Below are 19760 nucleotides of genomic sequence, written 5' to 3'. Positions count from 1 at the left end.
GCCAAAGAAAATGCCGTCAGCCTTGGAGATTCAAGACTCGTTCAGCGCGTTGCCACGATGAACAGGCGCGGGAAAGGCAATAAGACCGTGCCATCGCGCATAAGGGGATAATACGGGGCGATGCGCTCCCTGTACTTCTCAAGAAAACGCAAACGCTCGTCTTCGTCAAGCGCCGCAAGATAAGGACGCAGGCCAGAACCCTTGAACCATTCGATAATCCCATCAAGACCTTGCAGGGGATGATGGTAGGTCGTGCGCCAGACATCGACGCGTTGCGCCAATGGCCGCAACAACTGATAGTAGAATGAGGTGTCGCCAACCCTGGTGCGGGAAAGATCGGCCTGCGCCATCTTCTTGGCCCAGGCGCCCTCCTTCGCCACCTCGCGCATCCCCACGTGAGTGGGTTGCTCGAGGTTGTCGGGCATCTGCAAGGCCAGCGAGCCCCCCTTATTGAGGAAGCCGAGCAGCCGCGGAAAGAGCTGGTCGTGATCTGGCAGCCATTGCATGACGGCATTGCCATAGAGCAGGTCAACCTTCTCCCCAGGTTGCCAGGCGTCGATATCGGCCACGGCGAATGACAGGTCCGGAAGGCGACGTTTTGCCTGCTCGATCATTTCCGCAGACGAGTCGATGCCGGCAATGACCGCACCCGGATATCGTTTGACGAGGAGCTCGGTCGAATTGCCCGGACCGCAGCCAAGATCCACTGCCCGCTTTACGTCCTGATTGGAAATAGCGGTCAGCAGGTCATTGGCCGGGCGCGTCCGCTCGTCTTCGAATTTCAGATACTGGTCTGGCGACCACACAGCCTTTGCCACTTTTGGCGCCTCCGTTTCAAAGATTCGACTGCAGGATATCCGAAGGGTCCCGAGATTACAGCCATTATCGATCACAGGCCGGAACCGGCTGGACAAGCTCAGCAAAACAGAACCTCATTGCAAACAGAAGTTGTAGCAACCGGGATGGAAGCGGCGATGACGCATAAACGGATTCTGTCGATTATTTTCATTTGCTTCGGCGTTCTCGCCTGGCCCGCTTATGCTGCTGCCTACACCGCCTATACAACGGGCAACGTGAACATTCGAACGGGTCCGGGCACCGGCTACGCAAAAGTCGCGACTCTCGCGCCAGGGTTGCGGGTCGATGTTCTCGCTTGCGAAGGCAGCTGGTGCCGCGTCGGCTATCAGGGGCTGCGCGGCTGGCTGTCGGTCAACTACATCGATCGCGCCGTTTCGACGCGTCCGCCGGCAGTCGTCATCCAGCCGACGATCGTCGTCAGGCCGCCCTACCGGCCTCCATATTATCGCCCGCCTGCATACCGTCCGCCGCCACCCTATTATCGGCCCCGGCCGAACTGCCGGATCGCGCCGGGCTACCCCTGTCCGTAATGCAAGCGACCGGCTGGTCGCGCTGGCGGCGCATCAGGGTTTATTCGACTGAAATCGCATAAAATTCTCGACCCGCTGTCGGGATTGGCGTTACCTGTTCGTCATCACTCAGAGAGGAACGAACGCGAATGCTCTACGCCATTTTTTGCTACAATCCCGAGGATGTCGTCGGCGCCTGGACCAAGGAAGAGGACGATGCCGTCATGGAGCGGCTTGGCAAAGTCCAGGACAAGCTCAGGGAGCAGGGCCGGCTCGGGCCCGTCGCGCGTCTCTTACCGACGACTGCGGCAACGACGCTGCGCAAGGGCCGTGACGAGCCGATTATCATCGATGGCCCATTTGCCGAGACCAAGGAGCAATTGCTCGGTTTCTACATTATTGAGTGCGCATCGCTCGAAGAGGCCATCGACACGGCAAAGGATCTTGCCGTCGCCAATCCGGGCACCGGTTCCTACGAAATACGCCCTGTCTCCATCTTCCGGCCCGGAGTCGATCTGACATGAGCGAAGGGTGCTGGATCGACGCAGCATTGACGGCCGCCCGCCCCCAGGCGGTGGGTGCGCTGCTGCGTTATTTCCGCAATCTCGATATCGCCGAAGAAGCCTTTCAGGAGGCATGCCTGCGTGCCTTGAAAAACTGGCAGACGAACGGGCCGCCTCGCGATCCCACAGCCTGGCTGATCTTCGTTGGGCGTAATAGCGCCATTGATGGCGTCAGGCGTCAGGCGAAGCAACAGCCGCTGCCGCCCGAGGAATTGCTGTCAGACCTTGGCGACCGCGAGACCGCGATTGCCGAGAAGATCGACAATTCCGACTACCGCGACGATATATTGCGACTACTCTTTATCTGCTGCCATCCCGATCTTCCGGCAACCCAGCAGATCCCGCTTGCCCTGCGCATCGTTTCCGGGCTGTCCGTCCGGCAAATTGCGCGCGCATTTCTGGTTAGCGAGAGCGCCATGGAACAGCGCATCACCCGGGCGAAATCTCGTATCGGCAGCGGCGATGTTCCGTTCGAAACGCCAGGGCCCGTCGAGCGTTCCGAACGGCTCGCGGTCGTTGCCGCCATGGTCTACCTTATCTTCAACGAAGGCTATTCGGCTGGCGGCCATGAGCAGCAGGCGCGTTTCCCGCTCTGCGATGAGGCCATAAGGCTGGGGCGGCTGCTGCTGCGCCTCTTCCCGGCCGAACCTGAAATCATGGGGCTCACCGCCCTCCTCCTTCTGCAAAGTGCGCGTAGTGCCGCCCGCTTCGACGCCGACGGCGCGGTCATTCTTCTCGAAGATCAGGACAGGCGCCTGTGGAACAGCAAGATGATCGCCGAGGGCCTCGCATTGATTGACAAGGCGATGCGCCATCGAAGCCCCGGTCCCTATCAGATCCAGGCGGCGATTGCCGCGCTGCACGCGAGGGCCGCGCGGGCCGAGGATACCGACTGGACGGAAATCGATCTGCTTTACGCCGCGCTCGAACGGCTGACCCCTTCGCCAGTTGTTACTCTCAACCGGGCCGTTGCCGTCGCGAAGGTGAAGGGGCCGGAAGCCGCGCTTGCCTTGATCGAGCCGCTGGAGGAAAGACTTTCAGGCTACTTCCACTTCTTCGGCGTCAAGGGCGGCCTGTTGATGAAGGTCGGACGTACCAAGGAAGCACGCGAAGCTTTCAATCATGCAATTTCGCTGGCGAATACGGCGGCCGAAGCGGCCCATATCAGGATGCATCTCGACAGGCTCGCCGAAGGCTAGACAATCTGTTTCAGTTGCTGTCGGTTTGGCGGCTTTTCGTTCGTCCTTGAGTTGAGGTTTATCAATCAAGGAGAAATCCCATGGACGAGAGACATGCAGTCGAGGCGGCCATCAAGGCCTGGTCCAGCGCCATAACCGCCAAGGATGCCGCAACAGTAATTTCGAACCTGACCGACGACGTCGTACAATTCACCCTAGCACCGCCGCTCCAGCACAAAGGCAAGGACGCGGAAGATCTTGCAGGCTGGTTCGACACCTGGGAAGGACCGATTGGCGGCGAAGCGCGCGATACGCGCATTGAAGTCGGCGGCAACGTAGCCTTCGCAACGAGCCTCGTGCACATGGCCGGCACGAAGACTGACGGCCAGGATGTCGATCTCTGGTTCCGCCAGACCCTTGGCCTCGTCAGGCAGGAGGGCACCTGGAGGATCGCCCATGTCCACAGCTCAGTACCGTTTTACATGGACGGAAGCATGAAGGGCGCTTTCGACCTCAAGCCGTAAACGACATCAAGCCATGTCGATCGGGGTCTTATGCGCCTCGATATCATGCGGGACGATGGTCTGGCGCTCGACCATGCGATGCACGCGCGGATTGTCTTCGCCGCGATGAAGCTTACGGATGCGATCCCAGATCTCGGCATCGGCGTGCGTCCGCCGCTGGTTGTGGCGGACATATTCGACCCAGGTTGGAGTGTGGTAGCTCTCGGTCCACACTTCTGGATTTTCGAGATCGCGCATCAGCGCCCAATGGCCCGCGCCATCGCGAATGCGCACGCGCCGCCGCTCGGCCATGACGCTAAGAAACTCCGGAACGTCTTCCTCGGCAATGATGTAGTCGATCATGATGACGATAGGGCCGCTGCGCGGTTTCAGATCGAGCGCCAGCAGGGGCTCGCTGAAGCGGTTGAGCGGATCGAGATTGAGCGTCTTGAATTCCGGCAGGGCATAGCGGAGACCTATGGCGGCGCCCGCAAGCATGATGACGCTCGATGCGAGCAGCGCCTTGTCGGCCCCATATTCACCGGCCATAACACCCCAAAGCCAGCTGCCGGCAGCAATTCCGCCGAAGGTAGTGGTCTGGTAAAGCGACAGGGCGCGTCCTACAACCCAGCGCGGCGTCGAAAGCTGGACGGTGACGTTGAACAATGAGAGTGCGAGTACCCAGCAGGCGCCCGCAGCAAGAAGGGCTGCATTGGTCGGCCAGGCGCTCGGGCTTACGGCTGCAATGGCTGAACTCACGGCAAATCCGGCGAAAGCGATGCGGACGATTGCTTCGCTCGACAGGAATTCGCGCAGCCGCGCGCTGAGGAGCGCCCCGCCGATGGCGCCGATCCCGAACGATCCCAGCATGACGCCATAAACGAGCGGACCGCCGCCCACCAGATCACGCGCGACGAGCGGCAGCAGCGCCAGCACGGCGCTCGCCGAAAAACCGAAGATGAAGCCACGGAAGATTACCTTGCCGATATTCGGCGACATGGCAACGTAGCGCAGGCCCGCGGAAATCGCCCGCCCCATCGTCTCGCGCGGCAAAGTATTGGGCGGGTATTTCGGCTGCCAGCGCATCAAGGCGAATATGATCGGAAAGTAGCTGACCGCGTTGACGGCAAAGGCCGCCGCCGCGCCCGCTGCGGCGACGATAACACCGCCGACCGCCGGGCCGACGCTGCGCGTAATGTTGAAACCCATGCTGTTGAGCGCGACGGCGCCCGGAAGATCGTCGCGGGGCACCATATCGCCGACAGATGCCTGCCACGACGGATTGTTGAGCGCGGTTCCGCAACCGAGCAGGAAAGTAAATGCGAGGAGGAGCCAGGGCGTGATCAGTCCGAGATAGGCGAAGACAGTCAGGAGCACGGAAATGACGACCATGAAGGTCTGCGCCACGATCATGACAGCACGGCGATTGAAATTATCCGCGAGCGCACCGGAAATGAGCGAAAACAGCATGATCGGCAGGGCGGTCGATGCCTGCACGAGTGCGACCATATCGACCGAACTCGAGATCGTGGTCATCATCCATGCGGCGCCGACCGCCTGAATGAGTGATCCGAAGTTCGAGGAGAGATTGGCGATCCAGATCGTGCGGAACGTTTCGTGTCTGAACGGCGCGAGTGGCGATATTCGGTCTGGCACCTCGAATGCTTCCTATTTGCGGTGATGGCTCGTAGTGCCCTTATAGGCGAGCCTGCCGCGAATTCCAGTTCTCGTGAACGACCGGTCCGTTCAACTTACGTTTTCGGTCTTAAGGAAGTGTGGGTGAGGCTCGCCTTTCCTCTCCTTGTCGAGGGGACGGCGCCCAATAAAAAAGGGACGCCGCATCATTGCGAACGTCCCTTGAATTCGATTGAGCATTGCACTCATCATCTACGGTGCAATTGCTGCTTTGCGCGCCCCTTGTTCAAATGGTTTCCCCATGGCGAGCCTCGTCCCCGTCGGATCGGTACCACCTGGCCACCCGGCTCTCCGCCAGGTCCCCACTGGTTTGGCGCAGTACCTGATCCAACAGGCTCACCATGAGGAAAGTCGTCAATGCGAAGAAAATGCCGAGGCTAAACATCACGCCACCTCATCATACATCGCGTTGATCTTGTAGATCGCTTCCGAACGGTTCGTGACGCGCAGCTTCTTGAGAATATTGCGAACATGAACTTTGACGGTGTTCGGTGCCAGGTTCAGCGTATACGCAATTGACTTGTTCGCCTTACCGAGCCGCAGCACCTGAATGACGTCCTCCTCGCGCGGTGTAAACATCGCCCCCCGCTTGGATTGGTAGCGCCTCGTCCCCAGGATGCGCTGGATGTCAGTCAGATTTTCGGCCGCAACAAACACACCCCCGGCCAATGCCATCGAAATTGCTTCCATGCAGACCGATATGCCGGCATTGCCTGGAAGATAGCCCCGTGCCCCATGCTCGAGAACGGTCAGTATTTGCTGGAAGCCGCAAATATCGGCCTGGACGATGACGGGTGCGTTCGGGAATCTCAGCACCAGTTCCTCGATTTCGAGCACAATCGAGTTATCCATAAATCTTGAATCGTCGACACACACGAGAATGGCTGAAAACTCCGAGGCATCGAAGTCTTCGATATCATTCACCGAGCCGAAATTGACGATATGCAGGCCGAGCCCATTCGCAAGGAGACCCCAGGAGAGGTGCTCGCGAGAGAGCACGCGCCCGTCGATGATGGCAAGCGACTTTTGCGGCCGTGGATTTTCCGAAGCGATATGCAGCGTGGCACGACGGGCAGCTGTACGTCGGTCGGCAATTGGCCTGCCATCCGGTATTCGCTCATACGTGATTCCTGACATGATACTCACCCCTAAAACTTACTCACTGATTTTCCATCAGTTGTTTGTAACTCTAAGTTGTACGACATGATTTACTGCGATGGCCGGTAGACCTCTTGAGCACTTTTCAGCCGGCCACGGCTTACTCCACTTTGGTGTCCGTTCCTTCACTTGCCTGAATATTTCAGGGAGCGAATTGTCTAACGGAAGCTCATAGTTGTCGATTTTCCGGCAAAGCGCTTCACCCTGCGGGGTGAAACAAAAAAAACTGCAAATTTTTTGTTTGAAAGGAAGTTTAAAGGCCTTCCAGACCTGCAACCATCCGGATCAATTCGACCTGGTTTGCGGCATTGGTCTTTGCATATAAGCTCTTGATTTGCGACCTGATCGTCTCTCGGGAGAGCCCCGCCTCGGCCGCGATTTCATCGGCAGTCCGGCCGCCGATCAACCCGTTCAAGGCCCTGACTTCCGCACCGGTAAGCGCGTACATTTCGCGGAACTCCGCGAGGTCGAATACGCGTGGCGTCGTGCGTTGCGGCTCGAGAATCACGACGACAGTCGGCCCCTCGAAGAAGAACGAGAACCTGTCCTTCTGAACATGGATCAACGTCACCTTGACGTCATCGACCTGAAAACTTGCATATTTCGGTTCGTGCGACGTGCGATCGAGCATCTTCTGCAACATGGCTTCGGCATCGTGGGAGGCGATGTGCAGTTTCCCCAGCGCGGAGGTGCGCACACAGTTTCCCTGCTCCATTATCTTCTGCGCGGTCTCCGAGGCGGACTTTATCCGGGAGCTGTCGCCGACGATAATCAGCCCGACATCGATGGCGTCGAAGGCAAGACCCCGGGCTTCCTTGCTGAACCTGTTGAATGAACGGTTCTGATAATATTTGAAGACCCTGTTGAGATGCGGCGCCAGTCGGGTCAGCAATTCGGCCGCTTCGGCAGTACGCTCAGTTTCTCGCTCGCTGGTCAGAATGCTTAAAAGAAAAGACCGCCCTTCAGTGCGGACGATCGTAACGCCCACAGCCGATTCGGCGCCGGCCGGCACAAGAAAGTCGCTATAGAACTCGGTCTTCACCAGCCGGTCATAGGGCAGCATCTGTTCCGCCGTGACACCGATTCCGATCTTGCGGTTCGCGGCCCTCGGCATCCAAGGATTGATGCGGCAGAAATAAGTATCGTACTGGTTGACCTGCTTGGAGGTCATTCCGGAGGTTAATGACAAGGCGCCAGTTGCCTTGTACTGATCGTGATAAAAGAGGGTTGATTTGCCGTCCGGAAGGGTCGCCGCAAGCCGATCGAGAAAATGCTGCCAGCTGGTTTCACCCAGGAGGGAAGCATATACGAGGTCAATGAACTCGTCGTCGATAAGCTTCAAGTCGTGCTTCATCCCACTTTGCCGCTGAACTGTCTTATCTTGCGCGAGTATAGCGCTGCGAGAGAATTTTTCCACAGCAACCCTAGATAATCGGAGCAATGGCTCCGATGCGCCAACTTGCTCCAAGACCGCGGGAACTCCGTACGGACAAAGCCGATTAGCTAAATATATAACCCCAACTGATTACCGATTAGCCCATTATTTGGTTCGACTGTCAGTATATTTTCTCATAACATTGATAGATCAAACGCACTACGATGTATTATTTGAGACAAACGAGCGTACATCCCATATTCAACCTGCAGCTGTAAATATTCCACAGATTATTTCACAGCGCAAGGCGGTCCCGTCCCGCCAACGACTTCTAGCAGCATCGCAAGATAATCTTCATTCATCTCGCGGAGAGCGATTCGGCCGCCTGTGCTTTGCTGCGACTGCCATTCGAGGGGGAACCAACATGGCATTTACGGATAATTGCGACATCTTCGCCTCGTTTCAAGAAGATGCGTTCAATGCAGTGATAGGACACGTGCGCCGGCAGCGGCCGTCATTGTTCAATTATGCTTCGCTTGGCGTCATCGCCAACCCTGGGCTGCTGTGCCGGCAAATCGATGCGCACCCCGTCGTTGCCCAACGCAACAATCCACTGATGACGCGCATCGACCCGCTGCAAATACCGGGGACCAACTTCGCCATGGAACTGGCCGTTCAGGTCACCGAGGCCAAGATCGACTTTCACCCAGGCAAAGGGATTGCCCTACCCCCGGAACTCGGAAAGCTCGCGCCGCAACGCTTCGCAATGGCGCTCGGGGTATGCCTTGGTCTTGGCTGCCCGCGTGATTTCCCTGTCGACAGGCTAATTGATCCTCCCAAGGACAAACCCGACCGCGATGACAAAGGCCGGGATCCGGTACCGCCGCGACCGCTGCCTGTGCGCAGCCTGATGTGCTTCTGTCTTGAAGTCTTCGCCGTGGGCGGAGTGCGGATCCGCTTCTACAACGGCAAGCCCTACCTGGAGCCGTTTCTCGACCGGATCGAGATTGTCGATATACGCCCCGACGAACTCGAGGCGATACTGGAATGCTATCTGGAGATGATGCTGAAGCTCGGCCTCATCCCAAAACTCCGCATCCTGCTCGAACGGGCGCCGCTGGAAATCATCAAGAACGTCGTGAGCGTCGTCGTCAAGCCAACGCCGATCTCGGCGGCGGTTCCGAACAATCCGGCAATCGAGGACGACCAGCTGAAGGCATTCATCAACCTGGAGGTGATCTGAAATGGCCAACCTCACCATTGCCGCTTCCGAAGCGAGTTTCGTTCGCCTCTTCAATGCCATCCGCGACAACTTCACCTTTGCGGACGCTGACAGCGCCGACTTTGGACCTTTCACAGCAAGTTATGACGTCGCCTTCCACCTTGAGAACGGCAATGTCGATCTTCGCGGCGACAATACGGTAAAGATCGACGAACTCGACATCAAATGGGACAAGCTCGACCTGTCGCTTGGCATCGATATACCGAGCATCTGCATTGGCGGCTGGTGCATCATCCCGACGCCATTCGGCTGTGCCCTTCGCCTGCCGAAAATCTGCATCTTCGATGACGATCCCGATATCGCCATCACGCTGCCGCTCGGCGGGCTCGTTTCGGAAGTGTCGCTGACCGGGCGCCTTGTCATGCGCCATTTTGACAATCCGGCGCGTCCACCCGGGATGAACGCCTGGGATGCCCAGGACGCCGTGCCTTCCCTGGCGAGCGAATGGCGTCTGTTCTTCGATGATCCGATTGTCGATATCGACCCTATCGATGTCGGCGATACAGTCGGCGACTTGCTGGAGGCAGCGGTCAACGCAGCGGTCGACAACCTTCTCTTTTTCCTTCCCGGCTGGGCGAGGGATATCGTGAAGGGGATACTCGGGCCGGTCATCGATCTCGTTCGGGCGATCCTCGACATTCCTGACGATATTCAGGAATGGATCTCGGACCTTCTGAATGTCAGCTTCGGACTGCTCGACATCATCGCCCAGTACATCATCGATTATTTCGGCGACATAACTCCGCTGACGGCGATCGAAGATCCCTACCCATTGCTGCCGGGAACCACCAACCCGAACAATTTCGGTCCCTCCATGCTCATGCCCGTCAAGATCCCGATCCGGAAACTCAACGTCTTCAACAACGATGTCGAGATGATTCTGGAAGCAGATATAGGATGAAACGATGTTAGCGACCCTCAACCGGCAATTGTTCGAGGCTACCGTTTTTGACAGCGGGGCGCTTGGGCTCACCACCAGCATTGTCCATCAGTTCACGGTCGCCGGGATCTATTCGGCAACCGTGCGCAAAGACGGAAAGCACATGGGAAATGTCAGTTTCGAGGTTCGCGACGATGCGACCTCGATGCAACTCGACATTGATCTCGCCAAGACCCAGCAAGGCTCGAAAGATGGCTGTTGCTGCGGCACGGAAGCCGGCCAACCTGTGTCGTCAAAGGGCTATGTCGTCTTTCACACGACATCCGGCACGGGATGGTCGGTACATGTTGGCGAAGGCAAGCAGGCGAGCTTTGACAGCACACGTCTGACGAAAGGCGATATTTTTGCCCTAACCCTGCTCGAGCCAACCCGGTACGGCATCGAGAACAAACTCGGCAGTGCGAAGGGTTCCGTCACGGTGGAGTTCAGCAAGGGGGATGCGAAGCGCGTGAGCGAACTCAAGCCTGTCATGGTGACGGCCGGAAAAAAGTTCGACCCCGAGAACTTCAAGCTGATCGCCACGCAAGGGCTCGTATTCCGCATCGAAACCGATGCCCGTATCGTCATCAGCCGCAAGGAAGCGCGTAAGGCTGAACCTGACAAGGGGCGCATCCGCTTTCAACGGCCGCGTATCGTCGAAACCCGGCCGGCGCGGAAGGCTTCATAGTATCGTCCGGAGGCTAGCGCGCGCTGCGATACAGGATCTCGCCCTTGCCCGACACGGAATTGTCGCCCGCATATTTCCCGGGCCTGTTGCCAAACAGGGGGCGGTCGAGGATGCCTTCCGCGATGAGGTAGCGGTCGAAAAGGCCGGAAAAAGCGATATCCGGCCGCCCGCAAGGGATGAAGGTCGGCGACAGTGCCTCGGGGTGGCGGTCAAAGAGCAACGAGCCGCGTTTCATAAGGTAGCCCGGCATTGCACCGACCTTGCCCGTAACCACGATGGTTCCTGCGATCATGCGATAGCCCACATGATCGCCGCAGCCCTTGGCGATTGCCACCGTGCCACGACGCAACCGGTCGCCGGCGTAATTGCCGGCCCTGCCGCGAACAATGAGGACACCGCCTTCCATGCCTGCAAGCTCGCCGGCAAGCGGTGCGGCAACGTGATCGCCAGCGTTGCCCGTAAGTTCGATTCGCCCGCCAGCCATGCCAGATCCCAAATGATCGCCAGCGTTCCCTTCGATCAGCAGCGATCCGCCGGACATCTTGCGGCCGGCCTGGCTCCCGACATTTCCAACAACGCGCAGACTGCCAGCACCCATACCGGCCCCGACACGGTCGAACCGGGCGCTTCCGCCCTCGACGATGAGGTTTTCGGCATCTTTTCCGGCCAATTTGAAAAGGTCGCCGACGACGGCTGGTTTGCGGCTTGTACCGACGCGCACACTTTCAATCTGTGCGAGCGAGAGCCCTGATATGCCTGTTGGCGTAAGGACGGAGAGATCAAGGCGCTCCTCGGGCTCGGACAGCAGGGTGAAGGTCATGGCTTTCATGGCAACAAGTCCTTCAGATGATAGTGAAACTTGCCAAGCTTGCCGCCATAATTGCCAGCACTGATCCGCAGCGCCCCGCGCTTCGGGCCAAGATCGATCGCCGCCTTCAGTCCGGCGCGCATCGCTGCGGCAACCGCATCGCTGGTTTCGCCGTCGATGACGATCTCCAAAACGGCGTTGACGTCCGCCGTGAGTGAGGAATTCACCACGCCGCGCAGCGTCGGCGCAAAAGCATCGTTGGTCGAAGCCATCATGCCCTTGTATTTCCCGCCGACTTTCGAGCCAGACCGAACGATACCGCCTGGGAACGGCATGATTGCACCCGGCACTTTTTCGATGGCGGCGACCGCTCGCTCGGCGGCGTGCAGCGCCTTGGCATTGTCCGCCGCAAGGAAAAGCAGGTTGCCGCCGCCGACTGCATTCTTGGTAAGGCCCGTCGTCGCTTCGCACAGAAATTCGCCATCCATGACCGGCACGCGCCAGTAGTGGCGGTCGCCGAACTTCTTCGAGATTTGCCAGCCGTCGCCGAAATAGCGCAGCGAATTGCCAAGGTCGAGCCGCACTGTTCCGTCGAGCGCGGCGAAACACGCGCTCCCCGGCGAGGTCAGCACACATTGGCCGAGCCGGGTCTTGAGCTGTTTCTGCAGATCGTCAGTACTCATTGCGAAGATCATGACGCGGCAGCCCGGCCGGCCATCCGGTGTTTGGGTCTCCGGCAAGTCCATATCGATGGCGGCCTCACATCCGCAGCCGATCACGGACGTCGCAAAGCCGGTCATGGTGATCGCTGCCTGACGAGCCCACGTCAGTGTCGGCGCCGTAATGAGGATTGCGGTGGCCCGCATGCCGAAGGCCTCGGCAAATGTATCGTCGATAACGACCCCATTGCGGCTCAGCTCTTGCATGAAACCTCCGCAAACGGCTCTTCGCGGGCAATCGCGGTATCAGCAAAGGTGAACCACTCCAGCGACAGGCCGTAGCGCTCGTCGTGATAGTCCCGCATGCGTTTTACCATGGCCTTGTCCGCCGGCGGATTGAGCCGCAACGCCTTGCCCCAACGGTATTTGGTCACCTTGCCGTTCTTGACGACCACCTCGCCGTTCTTGAAGACGAGCGCGGCTTCGCGGAACATCTTCGCGATGTCCTTGCCGCGCCTGTAAACGGCAATATCGGCGATCGCACCCGCCGCGAGATGGCCCCGATCCTTGAGGCCAAGAAGCTTTGCCGGCGCGGCCCGCGTCATGATGGCGATCTCCTCGAAAGTGTATTCGCGCCGAACCGAAGCCAGCGTCGTCAGCTCCAATGCCCCGGCATTGAGCTCGGTCGCCTTGGCGTCTCGCGCCTCGGCACTCATCAGCAGTTCAAACAATTCCGGATAGGCGGTAAAGGGCGCACCGTTGGGATGATCGGTCGTAAAGAACACGCGCCATGGATCGGTAATGAGGAGAAAGAGCTCGAGCCCTACCGCCCACTGCAGCGAGCCATAATAGTCGTGCTTGTAACGGTAGGGAACAATGCCGCCACCGCTATTGCCGTCACCGTCGATAATGACGGATTTCTTCGGATTTGCATTACCGAGTGCCGAGAACTGGCGCATAACGTCAGAAGAAATCGTCACCGTCTGGCCGAACATCACCTGGCCGATATCGATCGTCACGTCGGGGTTGCCGTTGACAAGTTCCGCAAGCCGCGCGGCCTCGGACGAGAACTTGCGCTTGCCTTCGGTCCCGTAGCCATAGAACTGCAGATGCGCCAGATGCAGGGGCGTGCCTTCCGTTGCAGCAATCGTCGCCGCGGCCGTGTCGGCGCTCCCTGCTATGCCGAGATTGTTGCAATGGACATGCAAGGGATGCGGAATGCCGAGCCGCGTGACCGATGCCTGCAGCGCCTTGACGATGCTGCGCGAGGTCAAACCATACTCCGGTACGACGTCGTCAAACGAAAACGATCGCACATTGTCCTTAAACGCTGCGGCTGCGCCGGCGTTGATTACCTTGACGCCCAGCGCACGGGAAGAAGCGACGATCCAAGCAACATAATCGTCGAGCATGGCCGTTGATTTTTCATCGCGCAGCAGCGAAAGGGTAAAATCGTCATTGCCGAGAATGGCGAGCGTCGCCTTGTCGATGATGGGTATGTCGGCAAGCTCGAGATGCGTGTGAAGGGCGGTGCTCGGGGCCATGGCCGGCTCCACGACCGTGGTAAAGCCCATCTGAGCGTAGAGGCATCCGGTCTGATAGGTCGACCAGCCCGCACTGGAAAGCGGGGTGTTTGCCGGGCGTGGCTGATGCGCTGCGTGTTGCTCGGGCAGCAGCAGACGCGCGGTATTCACATTGCCGCCGCCGATATGCGAGTGAATGTCGATTGCGCCCGCCATGACGATGCAACCGGATACATCGTGGGTTTCGTCTGCTGCGCCGCCCTCGGGAGCTTCCACGATAACACCGTCCCTGATCCACAGGTCACGGCGGCCACTTGTACCATTGACCGGATCTATCACGTCTCCCCCCACGAGACGGATCAGCATGGCAGACCCATTCGCCCGGGAAAAACAAGCGCAAGCTGCTGCAGCACGCTTGCTATGCTCGGCAATTCGGACGGTGCCGAAGCCGTCAGCGAATGAAACGTGCCGATCCTGCTTGAGAAGGCAACCCCGTCATGATCGACTCCCGCCCTGCCGACCGATATCGTCACGGCAGCCCCTTCCGTCCGCTTTTCCGTCCGGCTCAAAGAGACCAACCCGATCCTGCCTTTCGGGGGCATTGTTCCCCGTGCGGACACCCAGACGTGAAGGTCCGCTTCCTTGTCGCGAACCATACGCTGGGTGTCCCATCGCACGGGGTCATAGCTTGGGAGGCTATCGGAAAATCCTGTACGGGGCGGAAAACCGGTCATCCACAGTGATGTGAGGGCGGTACCCCAGGCATCATCGTCCGTGGGAAGAAACAGACTGCTGGCGCGACCTTGCTTGTTGAGGTCGGCCACAAGTCCCTGGAGCATGGCAAGGTCCGGCGAATTCATCGCGCCGGAAAAGACGAAGACCGGAAACCGGCTCTTGCCGAGCGCGCTCTTCAGACGATCTACATTTGCCAGCGAACCAGTCTGATTTCGCCCAAGCAAATCCGCGCGCAGGGCAGCGAGCACGCCCGAAAGTCCGAGGCCCTCCCCGCCGATCGCAACGGGTCTGAGCTTGCGATGGAGGCGACCCGCGTCTGAGGGGGGCTCCAATGCGCCCTCGACATGAAACCAGACCCGCTTGTTGCGATCGCCGAGATCAGGATTGGATCCTGCCAGATGGAGGAGGAGTTCATGATGGGCAACGGGAATGTCACCGACGAGAACGACGAGGCTGGAACGGCGCCGCGTCTCACCCGGCGTCGTGATCATGGCGCCTTGATCGGCGAACAGCGCCACCTCCCTTGCGAGCGTGTCGCCATGGATATGATCGAAGGCGCCACCAACTCTTTCCGCGAGTGCAATCGCACTGCGCGTACCATGCACATCCGCATCTATGGTGAATACTGGACAGCGGCTTGATACCAGAAGCTTTGCAACGTTCTGTATCGCATCCATCAAGGATACCGGCTGGCTGCCAATCCATGCAACCGACATATTCCGCATCTTTCTGGTGCCAAGATTAACTTAGCTACTTCTTTTTCGATTGTGAACCCTGACGCCAGGCAAAAATCACGCGGTCAATCGTCGTATTTTATATAGGCAAAGCGCTGGTCTGTTTGCGGCGTTCCTTCCAGCGATCCCGTCTCCTTGCCGGGTTGCCACTGGACCACACTTTCGATCTTCTTTGCGAGTTCGAAGTCCTTGTCGGTAATGCCTTTGGCCGCGTGATTCTGGAGCAGGACCTCGACCCAGGCATAGGACGCCTTAAGATCCGGATGATGCCATGCGGCCTCCGCGAGATGACCGATCGTGTTGATGACCATCAATGTCGACTTCCAGCTATGCGTTTTGTATTTGCGGCGAATCCAACCGTTCTCATAGCGCCAGTGAGGCAGTTCTTCCTTGAGCTTTGCGACGATTTCGCTTTCGGAATAGACGCGTTTCTTGATCTTCGGTTCATCGGTCATTGGCATTCCTCCCTATTTCGTCACGCATCGCGCTTGCGCCGAGTTCGAAAGACGATATCATAGCGGTGGGCCCGATTTTTGAGATTATGTAAAGAATAAGCAAATGTCGGATTCCGTCACTATCAAAGTCCCGGCCCGCCTGCATCTTGGCTTTCTCGACATTCCCCGCTCGCCGGATGATCGTTTTGGCAGCATTGGCCTGCCCGTCGAAGACATTGCGACAACATTGACGATTGCACGTAGCGCCGAGACGCATGTGGTTGGCGACGAAGAGGCGCGTATCACCCAGCACCTCGAAACGCTCTGCACACATCTCGGCATCAAGGCGCACCACAGGATCAGCATCCAACATGCAATTCCCCGCCACATCGGTCTTGGCTCCGGTACACAGATTGCCCTCGCCGTTTCAGCCGCATTGCGCACTCTCCACGGACTGCCGCTTGAGCCAGCCAACGATGCCGTGCTCTTGAAGCGCGGATCGCGTTCCGGCATCGGGATTGCGGCGTTCGATGAAGGCGGCGTCATCATCGACGCTGGGAAAGGCGATACCAACCGGGCACCGACAGTTGTTGCCCGTTTCGCATTTCCGGACGCCTGGCGCATCATTCTCGTCTTTGACAATGCTGCACATGGCATCCACGGCGACGCCGAGATCGCTGCTTTCCGCGCGCTTCCTCTGTTTCCTGTCACGACATCCGCTTCGATCGCACGCACCGTACTCCTCGGGATCATGCCGTCACTGGTCGAGCGCGACCTTGCTGACTTCGCGCGCGGGATTGCATCCATCCAGACCGAAATCGGCAGCTATTTCGCGCCGGCCCAAGGGGGCGTTTTCACGAGTCGCAAGGTCGAGGCGACATTGCACCGGCTCGCCGACGCGGGCGCCCTTGGCATCGGGCAAAGTTCCTGGGGTCCGACCGGATTTGCGTTTACACAGACGCAAGCCGAGGCGGAACGTATCGTCAGCGCCATTGGCGGACGCGCTCCCGGCACGACGATCCAGATCGTTGCGGGCCGGAACGCAGGCGCGGAGATCACGCACAGCGCCCTCAATCTCGCCAGAGCTTGAAATCATGGGCGCCACAGCCAGAAAGGAGCGGGCACGATGAGCCGCAAGACGATCCTTCACATGTTGACGCCACTCCGGCACATGAGCCCGTTCGATGTGAACATGGCGCTCGATGCCGGTTTCGATGCGGCAATTCCCTATACGGAAGTCGGCCTTGCCGATATCGGCAACCTTGTCCAGGATGCGATTTTTTCCCGTCCGCCCGATGCCGGCGTCGCAACCGGCATCTTCATCGCCGGCAAGGATGCGCCGCTCGCGCTTGACATGCTGGGTGCAGCAAAAAAAGCCATGGTTCCGCCGTTCGAGGTCTCGGTTTTTGCCGATCCGGCAGGATCGTTCACCACTGCCGCTGCCATGGTCGCCAAGGTGGAAAAGGCCCTTATCAAACACCATGATCGCGGCCTCGCCGGAACGGCTGTCGCCGTGTTTGGCGCAACCGGGGTCGTCGGCTATTGCACGGCGGTCATCGCTGCCAGCGAAGGCGCCAACGTTACCATTGTTGGCCATGACGGTATTGATCGCGTGGCGGATATCGCAGCCTCGATCAAGGAGCGTTTCGGCGTCGTGGTCGAGCCTGCCGACGGCTCGACCGATGCGTACAAAACCGCCATCGTGCGCGCGACAGAGGTGGTGCTCGCCGCCGCCAAGGCCGGCGTGCAGGTCCTGTCAAAGGCGCAGCTTGGATCGGCAGGCGGGCTGCTCGTCGCCGCCGACGTCAACGCGGTACCTCCGGCCGGCATTGAAGGGCTCAAGGTCAATGCCAATGGCGAACCGCTCGATGCGACACAGGCTGTCGGCATTGGTCCACTCTCCATCGGCAACGTCAAATACAAGACGCAGGCTGGTTTGTTCGAACAGATGATCAAGGCAAAGAAGCCGGTCGTCTATGATTTCCGGGACGCTTTCACACTTGCTCGCGAACTTGCCAAATAATGCCGCGATCCTGATCGCCGCGATATCCGGGCGCTCGCTGGCGGCCGCCGCTCGGCGCGCCGGTCTGCGGCCACTGGTTGCCGATCTTTTCAACGATGCCGATACGCTCAAGCTCGCTGAACGGGCTGTCAAGCTTCGCGGCAGCCTTGAGGCCGGGATCGATCCGCACGCAATTGTCGAGACGCTTGCTGGCCTTGCCGGTGAAGCCCAACCAGTCGCGTTGGTGTACGGATCGGGGTTCGAGCGCCGACCCGAAATGCTGGAAGCAATCTCCAAGAGGTTTTCGCTTGGCGGCAATACGGCCGACTCCGTCCGGCTGGTGAAAGAACCCGCCAGCCTCGCCAGCCTCTGCCACGAGTTTTCCATCCCACATCCGGAGATCCGCTTCGACAATCCCTTGGAAGCAACGGGCTGGCTGACAAAACTAGGCGGGGGAGCCGGCGGCTCACATGTCAAGCGCTTGAATGGGCATAATGTCATCCAGCCCCCCCTACCGGTGACGGAGGGGAGCCGTTTCGAACATAATAGCCCGCAAATGGGACACTATTTCCAGCGCTTCGTCGAAGGCAAAAACCTTTCAGCGCTGTTCCTCGCAGATGCAACGACGGCGCATATTGTCGGCTTCAGTCGGCAGTGGCCATCGCCGCATCCCGGTGCGCCGTTTCGCTACGGCGGCGCGGTGCGGCTGCGCCGCTACGACCGTGGCAAGGCTTTACAAATTGAGGCTTGGCTCTCCACCCTGACACAGCGCGCCGGCCTTGTCGGTCTGTGCAGCGCCGATTTCATCGAGGCTGAAAACGGTCTCAGTCTTATCGAAATCAATCCCCGCCCGGGGGCAACGCTCGATATTTTCGACAGCGACGCAACGCCGCTGCTGCGTGAACATTTGCGTGCAGTAGCGGGCGCTTCCATTACGGTTCCTGCCTATCGCGGCTCGGCCGCATCGGCCATCGCTTACACCAATAGGCCAATCAGGGCCTTTCCGCCGGTCGACTGGCCGGCGATGACAGCCGATCACCAGACATCCGGAACTGCACTCGGTGCGGGGGATCCGGTCTGCACCGTGTTTGCCTCGGCGTCCTCAGCAGCAGCAGCCGAGCGCGCAGTAAGGCACCGCGTCAGGACGTTGGCGATCAATTGGGAGGAGGATTTCGCATGAGGGACGGTCATGCCTATCTGAACAGGAATGCGCAGCGCCTCGCTGACGCGATGATCGAGGACGCCGATCGGCTCGGGATAAGCCATAGTCGCGGCAGCCTCGGCGAACACTTGATCGACGCCGGGGCCAAGGCTCGCGGGGGAATAGAAGCCGGCCTGCGCATTGTCGAAATCTGCATGGGCGGGCTTGCCACCGTCTCGGCCAGCCTCGATCGCAGTTTTGGTAAATGGCCATACACAGTGGACGTGCGTTCGTCGCAGCCGGTCCTTGCCTGCCTTGCCAGTCAGTACGCCGGTTGGAATCTCTCGCACGAAAAATACTTCGCCATGGGGTCCGGACCGGTGCGGGCTCTCGCTCGAGTGGAGCCGTTATTCAAGGATATCCCCTATCGCGAGCCCGAGGCGCAGTCTTCCGTCGTGATGCTTGAAGCAGCGACGCCACCCCCGGCGGAAATCGTCGAAAAAGTAGCGAAGGCGACGAAGCTCGATCCACCGCAATTGACCTTCATCTATGCGCCGACGCAGAGCCTCACGGGGTCGATGCAGATCGTGGGACGGGTCCTCGAAGTCGCGCTCCACAAGGCGCACGATCTCAACTTTCCGCTCGATGCCATTGTCGACGGCGCGGGACGGGCTCCAATACCCGCCCCGCATCCGGACTTCCTGAAAGCCATGGGCCGAACCAACGACGCCATTATCTACGGCGGCATCGTCCAGCTTTATGTGCGTGGCAGTTCGCAAGCGGCCCGCGACCTTGCCGAGCAGCTGCCGAGCCACCGGTCACGCGACCATGGACGGCCGTTCGCCGACATATTCAAGGCGTTCAAAGGCGACTTCTACGCAATCGATCCGCATCTCTTCAGCCCTGCCGAGGTGATTGTAACCGCAATCGAAACCGGCGATACGTTTCGCAGCGGCAGCCGCGATGATGAAATGCTCGAGCAATCCCTGGGATGAG

At 59.1% G+C, this 19760-nt stretch carries 20 protein-coding genes; 11 read left to right on the top strand and 9 right to left on the bottom strand.

Annotated features, from left to right (window positions below; all coding sequences use genetic code 11):
- Positions 1 to 41: 41 nt before the first annotated feature.
- Positions 42 to 818 carry a trans-aconitate 2-methyltransferase gene (gene tam, locus HQ945_RS20255; protein ID WP_343051284.1) on the bottom strand — a complete coding sequence of 259 codons (777 nt, stop codon included), beginning with the start codon at positions 816 to 818 and terminating at the stop codon, positions 42 to 44.
- Between the two features lie 156 nt (positions 819 to 974).
- Here tam and HQ945_RS20250 point away from each other — a divergent pair, with 156 nt between their 5' ends.
- From HQ945_RS20250 to HQ945_RS20235, 4 genes are all read left to right on the top strand, one after another.
- The gene (locus tag HQ945_RS20250; RefSeq protein ID WP_113280481.1) at positions 975 to 1388 is read left to right on the top strand and encodes an SH3 domain-containing protein; all 414 of its coding nucleotides are present in this window, start codon (positions 975 to 977) and stop codon (positions 1386 to 1388) included.
- A 128-nt stretch (positions 1389 to 1516) separates the two neighbouring features.
- Entirely contained in the window at positions 1517 to 1891 is a 375-nt protein-coding gene (locus HQ945_RS20245) for a YciI family protein (RefSeq protein WP_091951744.1), read from the top strand.
- Positions 1888 to 3129: an RNA polymerase sigma factor gene (locus HQ945_RS20240; RefSeq protein ID WP_113280445.1), complete on the top strand. Its 1242-nt coding sequence runs from the start codon at positions 1888 to 1890 to the stop codon at positions 3127 to 3129. Before HQ945_RS20245 ends, HQ945_RS20240 begins: the two co-directional genes overlap by 4 nt.
- Positions 3130 to 3209: 80 nt before the next feature.
- On the top strand, positions 3210 to 3632 hold the full coding sequence (locus HQ945_RS20235) for a YybH family protein (RefSeq protein ID WP_113280444.1): 423 nt from the start codon (positions 3210 to 3212) through the stop codon (positions 3630 to 3632).
- Between the two features lie 6 nt (positions 3633 to 3638).
- Here the strand turns inward: HQ945_RS20235 and HQ945_RS20230 are convergent, their stop codons facing one another.
- The 3 genes from HQ945_RS20230 to HQ945_RS20220 all read right to left on the bottom strand — a co-directional run bounded on the left by HQ945_RS20230 (position 3639) and on the right by HQ945_RS20220 (position 7818).
- Positions 3639 to 5267 (bottom strand): MFS transporter, encoded by a 1629-nt coding sequence (locus tag HQ945_RS20230; protein ID WP_027232861.1) that lies wholly within the window; start codon positions 5265 to 5267, stop codon positions 3639 to 3641.
- Positions 5268 to 5690: 423 nt separating this feature from the next.
- Positions 5691 to 6443 (bottom strand): helix-turn-helix transcriptional regulator, encoded by a 753-nt coding sequence (locus HQ945_RS20225; protein ID WP_051615243.1) that lies wholly within the window; start codon positions 6441 to 6443, stop codon positions 5691 to 5693.
- A gap of 274 nt (positions 6444 to 6717) precedes the next feature.
- A complete protein-coding gene (locus HQ945_RS20220) occupies positions 6718 to 7818 on the bottom strand; it encodes a helix-turn-helix transcriptional regulator (RefSeq protein ID WP_051615245.1) in 1101 nt (366 codons plus the stop codon).
- A gap of 445 nt (positions 7819 to 8263) precedes the next feature.
- Between HQ945_RS20220 and HQ945_RS20215 the strand changes: the two genes are divergently transcribed.
- Genes HQ945_RS20215 through HQ945_RS20205 form a run of 3 tightly spaced genes read left to right on the top strand, consistent with a single transcriptional unit; the run spans position 8264 to position 10728 of the window.
- Positions 8264 to 9082, top strand: coding sequence for a hypothetical protein (locus HQ945_RS20215; RefSeq protein WP_113280443.1), 819 nt, complete (start codon positions 8264 to 8266; stop codon positions 9080 to 9082).
- A 1-nt stretch (position 9083) separates the two neighbouring features.
- Entirely contained in the window at positions 9084 to 10022 is a 939-nt protein-coding gene (locus HQ945_RS20210; RefSeq protein ID WP_113280442.1) for a hypothetical protein, read from the top strand.
- A 4-nt stretch (positions 10023 to 10026) separates the two neighbouring features.
- The gene (locus HQ945_RS20205; RefSeq protein WP_113280441.1) at positions 10027 to 10728 is read left to right on the top strand and encodes a hypothetical protein; all 702 of its coding nucleotides are present in this window, start codon (positions 10027 to 10029) and stop codon (positions 10726 to 10728) included.
- Between the two features lie 13 nt (positions 10729 to 10741).
- On the opposite strand, the gene HQ945_RS20200 is transcribed toward HQ945_RS20205, so the two are convergent.
- The 5 genes from HQ945_RS20200 to HQ945_RS20180 form a co-directional block, all read right to left on the bottom strand.
- Positions 10742 to 11557, bottom strand: a complete 816-nt coding sequence (locus HQ945_RS20200) for a formylmethanofuran dehydrogenase subunit C (protein ID WP_113280440.1) — start codon at positions 11555 to 11557, stop codon at positions 10742 to 10744.
- Complete coding sequence (gene fhcD, locus HQ945_RS20195; protein WP_113280439.1) at positions 11554 to 12462, bottom strand: formylmethanofuran--tetrahydromethanopterin N-formyltransferase; 909 nt, start codon at positions 12460 to 12462, stop codon at positions 11554 to 11556. The genes HQ945_RS20200 and fhcD overlap by 4 nt, the downstream gene beginning before the upstream one ends.
- Complete coding sequence (locus HQ945_RS20190) at positions 12450 to 14084, bottom strand: formylmethanofuran dehydrogenase subunit A (RefSeq protein WP_113280438.1); 1635 nt, start codon at positions 14082 to 14084, stop codon at positions 12450 to 12452. The genes fhcD and HQ945_RS20190 overlap by 13 nt, the downstream gene beginning before the upstream one ends.
- The gene (locus HQ945_RS20185) at positions 14078 to 15169 is read right to left on the bottom strand and encodes a molybdopterin-binding domain-containing protein (protein WP_113280480.1); all 1092 of its coding nucleotides are present in this window, start codon (positions 15167 to 15169) and stop codon (positions 14078 to 14080) included. Before HQ945_RS20185 ends, HQ945_RS20190 begins: the two co-directional genes overlap by 7 nt.
- 83 nt (positions 15170 to 15252) lie before the next feature.
- Positions 15253 to 15642, bottom strand: coding sequence for a 4a-hydroxytetrahydrobiopterin dehydratase (locus HQ945_RS20180; RefSeq protein ID WP_113280437.1), 390 nt, complete (start codon positions 15640 to 15642; stop codon positions 15253 to 15255).
- Between the two features lie 103 nt (positions 15643 to 15745).
- On the opposite strand from HQ945_RS20180, the gene HQ945_RS20175 reads away from it, so the two are divergent.
- From HQ945_RS20175 to mch, 4 genes are read left to right on the top strand one after another with little or no spacing between them, the layout of a single operon-like run.
- Positions 15746 to 16711, top strand: a complete 966-nt coding sequence (locus HQ945_RS20175) for a beta-ribofuranosylaminobenzene 5'-phosphate synthase family protein (RefSeq protein WP_174208440.1) — start codon at positions 15746 to 15748, stop codon at positions 16709 to 16711.
- A gap of 36 nt (positions 16712 to 16747) precedes the next feature.
- On the top strand, positions 16748 to 17644 hold the full coding sequence (locus HQ945_RS20170; protein WP_113280435.1) for an NAD(P)-dependent methylenetetrahydromethanopterin dehydrogenase: 897 nt from the start codon (positions 16748 to 16750) through the stop codon (positions 17642 to 17644).
- On the top strand, positions 17622 to 18803 hold the full coding sequence (locus HQ945_RS20165) for an ATP-grasp domain-containing protein (protein ID WP_246272740.1): 1182 nt from the start codon (positions 17622 to 17624) through the stop codon (positions 18801 to 18803). The genes HQ945_RS20170 and HQ945_RS20165 overlap by 23 nt, the downstream gene beginning before the upstream one ends.
- A complete protein-coding gene (gene mch, locus HQ945_RS20160; protein WP_113280434.1) occupies positions 18800 to 19759 on the top strand; it encodes a methenyltetrahydromethanopterin cyclohydrolase in 960 nt (319 codons plus the stop codon). The genes HQ945_RS20165 and mch overlap by 4 nt, the downstream gene beginning before the upstream one ends.
- The last annotated feature ends 1 nt before the right edge of the window (position 19760 follow it).

This window comes from Phyllobacterium pellucidum (assembly GCF_013327855.1).
Lineage (GTDB): Bacteria > Pseudomonadota > Alphaproteobacteria > Rhizobiales > Rhizobiaceae > Phyllobacterium > Phyllobacterium pellucidum.
This window is presented reverse-complemented; position numbering and strand designations above follow the sequence as displayed.

What these genes read in the sequence shown, in the direction of transcription:
- HQ945_RS20200 (WP_113280440.1), bottom strand. Translation starts at nt 11,557, where the DNA reads ATGAAAGCCATGACCTTCACCCTGCTGTCCGAGCCCGAGGAGCGCCTT.
- HQ945_RS20210 (WP_113280442.1), top strand. Translation starts at nt 9,084, where the DNA reads ATGGCCAACCTCACCATTGCCGCTTCCGAAGCGAGTTTCGTTCGCCTC.
- mch (WP_113280434.1), top strand. Translation starts at nt 18,800, where the DNA reads ATGAGGGACGGTCATGCCTATCTGAACAGGAATGCGCAGCGCCTCGCT.
- HQ945_RS20190 (WP_113280438.1), bottom strand. Translation starts at nt 14,084, where the DNA reads ATGCTGATCCGTCTCGTGGGGGGAGACGTGATAGATCCGGTCAATGGT.
- HQ945_RS20250 (WP_113280481.1), top strand. Translation starts at nt 975, where the DNA reads ATGACGCATAAACGGATTCTGTCGATTATTTTCATTTGCTTCGGCGTT.
- HQ945_RS20185 (WP_113280480.1), bottom strand. Translation starts at nt 15,169, where the DNA reads ATGTCGGTTGCATGGATTGGCAGCCAGCCGGTATCCTTGATGGATGCG.
- HQ945_RS20220 (WP_051615245.1), bottom strand. Translation starts at nt 7,818, where the DNA reads ATGAAGCACGACTTGAAGCTTATCGACGACGAGTTCATTGACCTCGTA.
- HQ945_RS20225 (WP_051615243.1), bottom strand. Translation starts at nt 6,443, where the DNA reads ATGTCAGGAATCACGTATGAGCGAATACCGGATGGCAGGCCAATTGCC.
- fhcD (WP_113280439.1), bottom strand. Translation starts at nt 12,462, where the DNA reads ATGCAAGAGCTGAGCCGCAATGGGGTCGTTATCGACGATACATTTGCC.
- HQ945_RS20180 (WP_113280437.1), bottom strand. Translation starts at nt 15,642, where the DNA reads ATGACCGATGAACCGAAGATCAAGAAACGCGTCTATTCCGAAAGCGAA.
- HQ945_RS20245 (WP_091951744.1), top strand. Translation starts at nt 1,517, where the DNA reads ATGCTCTACGCCATTTTTTGCTACAATCCCGAGGATGTCGTCGGCGCC.
- HQ945_RS20240 (WP_113280445.1), top strand. Translation starts at nt 1,888, where the DNA reads ATGAGCGAAGGGTGCTGGATCGACGCAGCATTGACGGCCGCCCGCCCC.
- HQ945_RS20175 (WP_174208440.1), top strand. Translation starts at nt 15,746, where the DNA reads ATGTCGGATTCCGTCACTATCAAAGTCCCGGCCCGCCTGCATCTTGGC.
- HQ945_RS20205 (WP_113280441.1), top strand. Translation starts at nt 10,027, where the DNA reads ATGTTAGCGACCCTCAACCGGCAATTGTTCGAGGCTACCGTTTTTGAC.
- HQ945_RS20170 (WP_113280435.1), top strand. Translation starts at nt 16,748, where the DNA reads ATGAGCCGCAAGACGATCCTTCACATGTTGACGCCACTCCGGCACATG.
- HQ945_RS20215 (WP_113280443.1), top strand. Translation starts at nt 8,264, where the DNA reads ATGGCATTTACGGATAATTGCGACATCTTCGCCTCGTTTCAAGAAGAT.
- HQ945_RS20235 (WP_113280444.1), top strand. Translation starts at nt 3,210, where the DNA reads ATGGACGAGAGACATGCAGTCGAGGCGGCCATCAAGGCCTGGTCCAGC.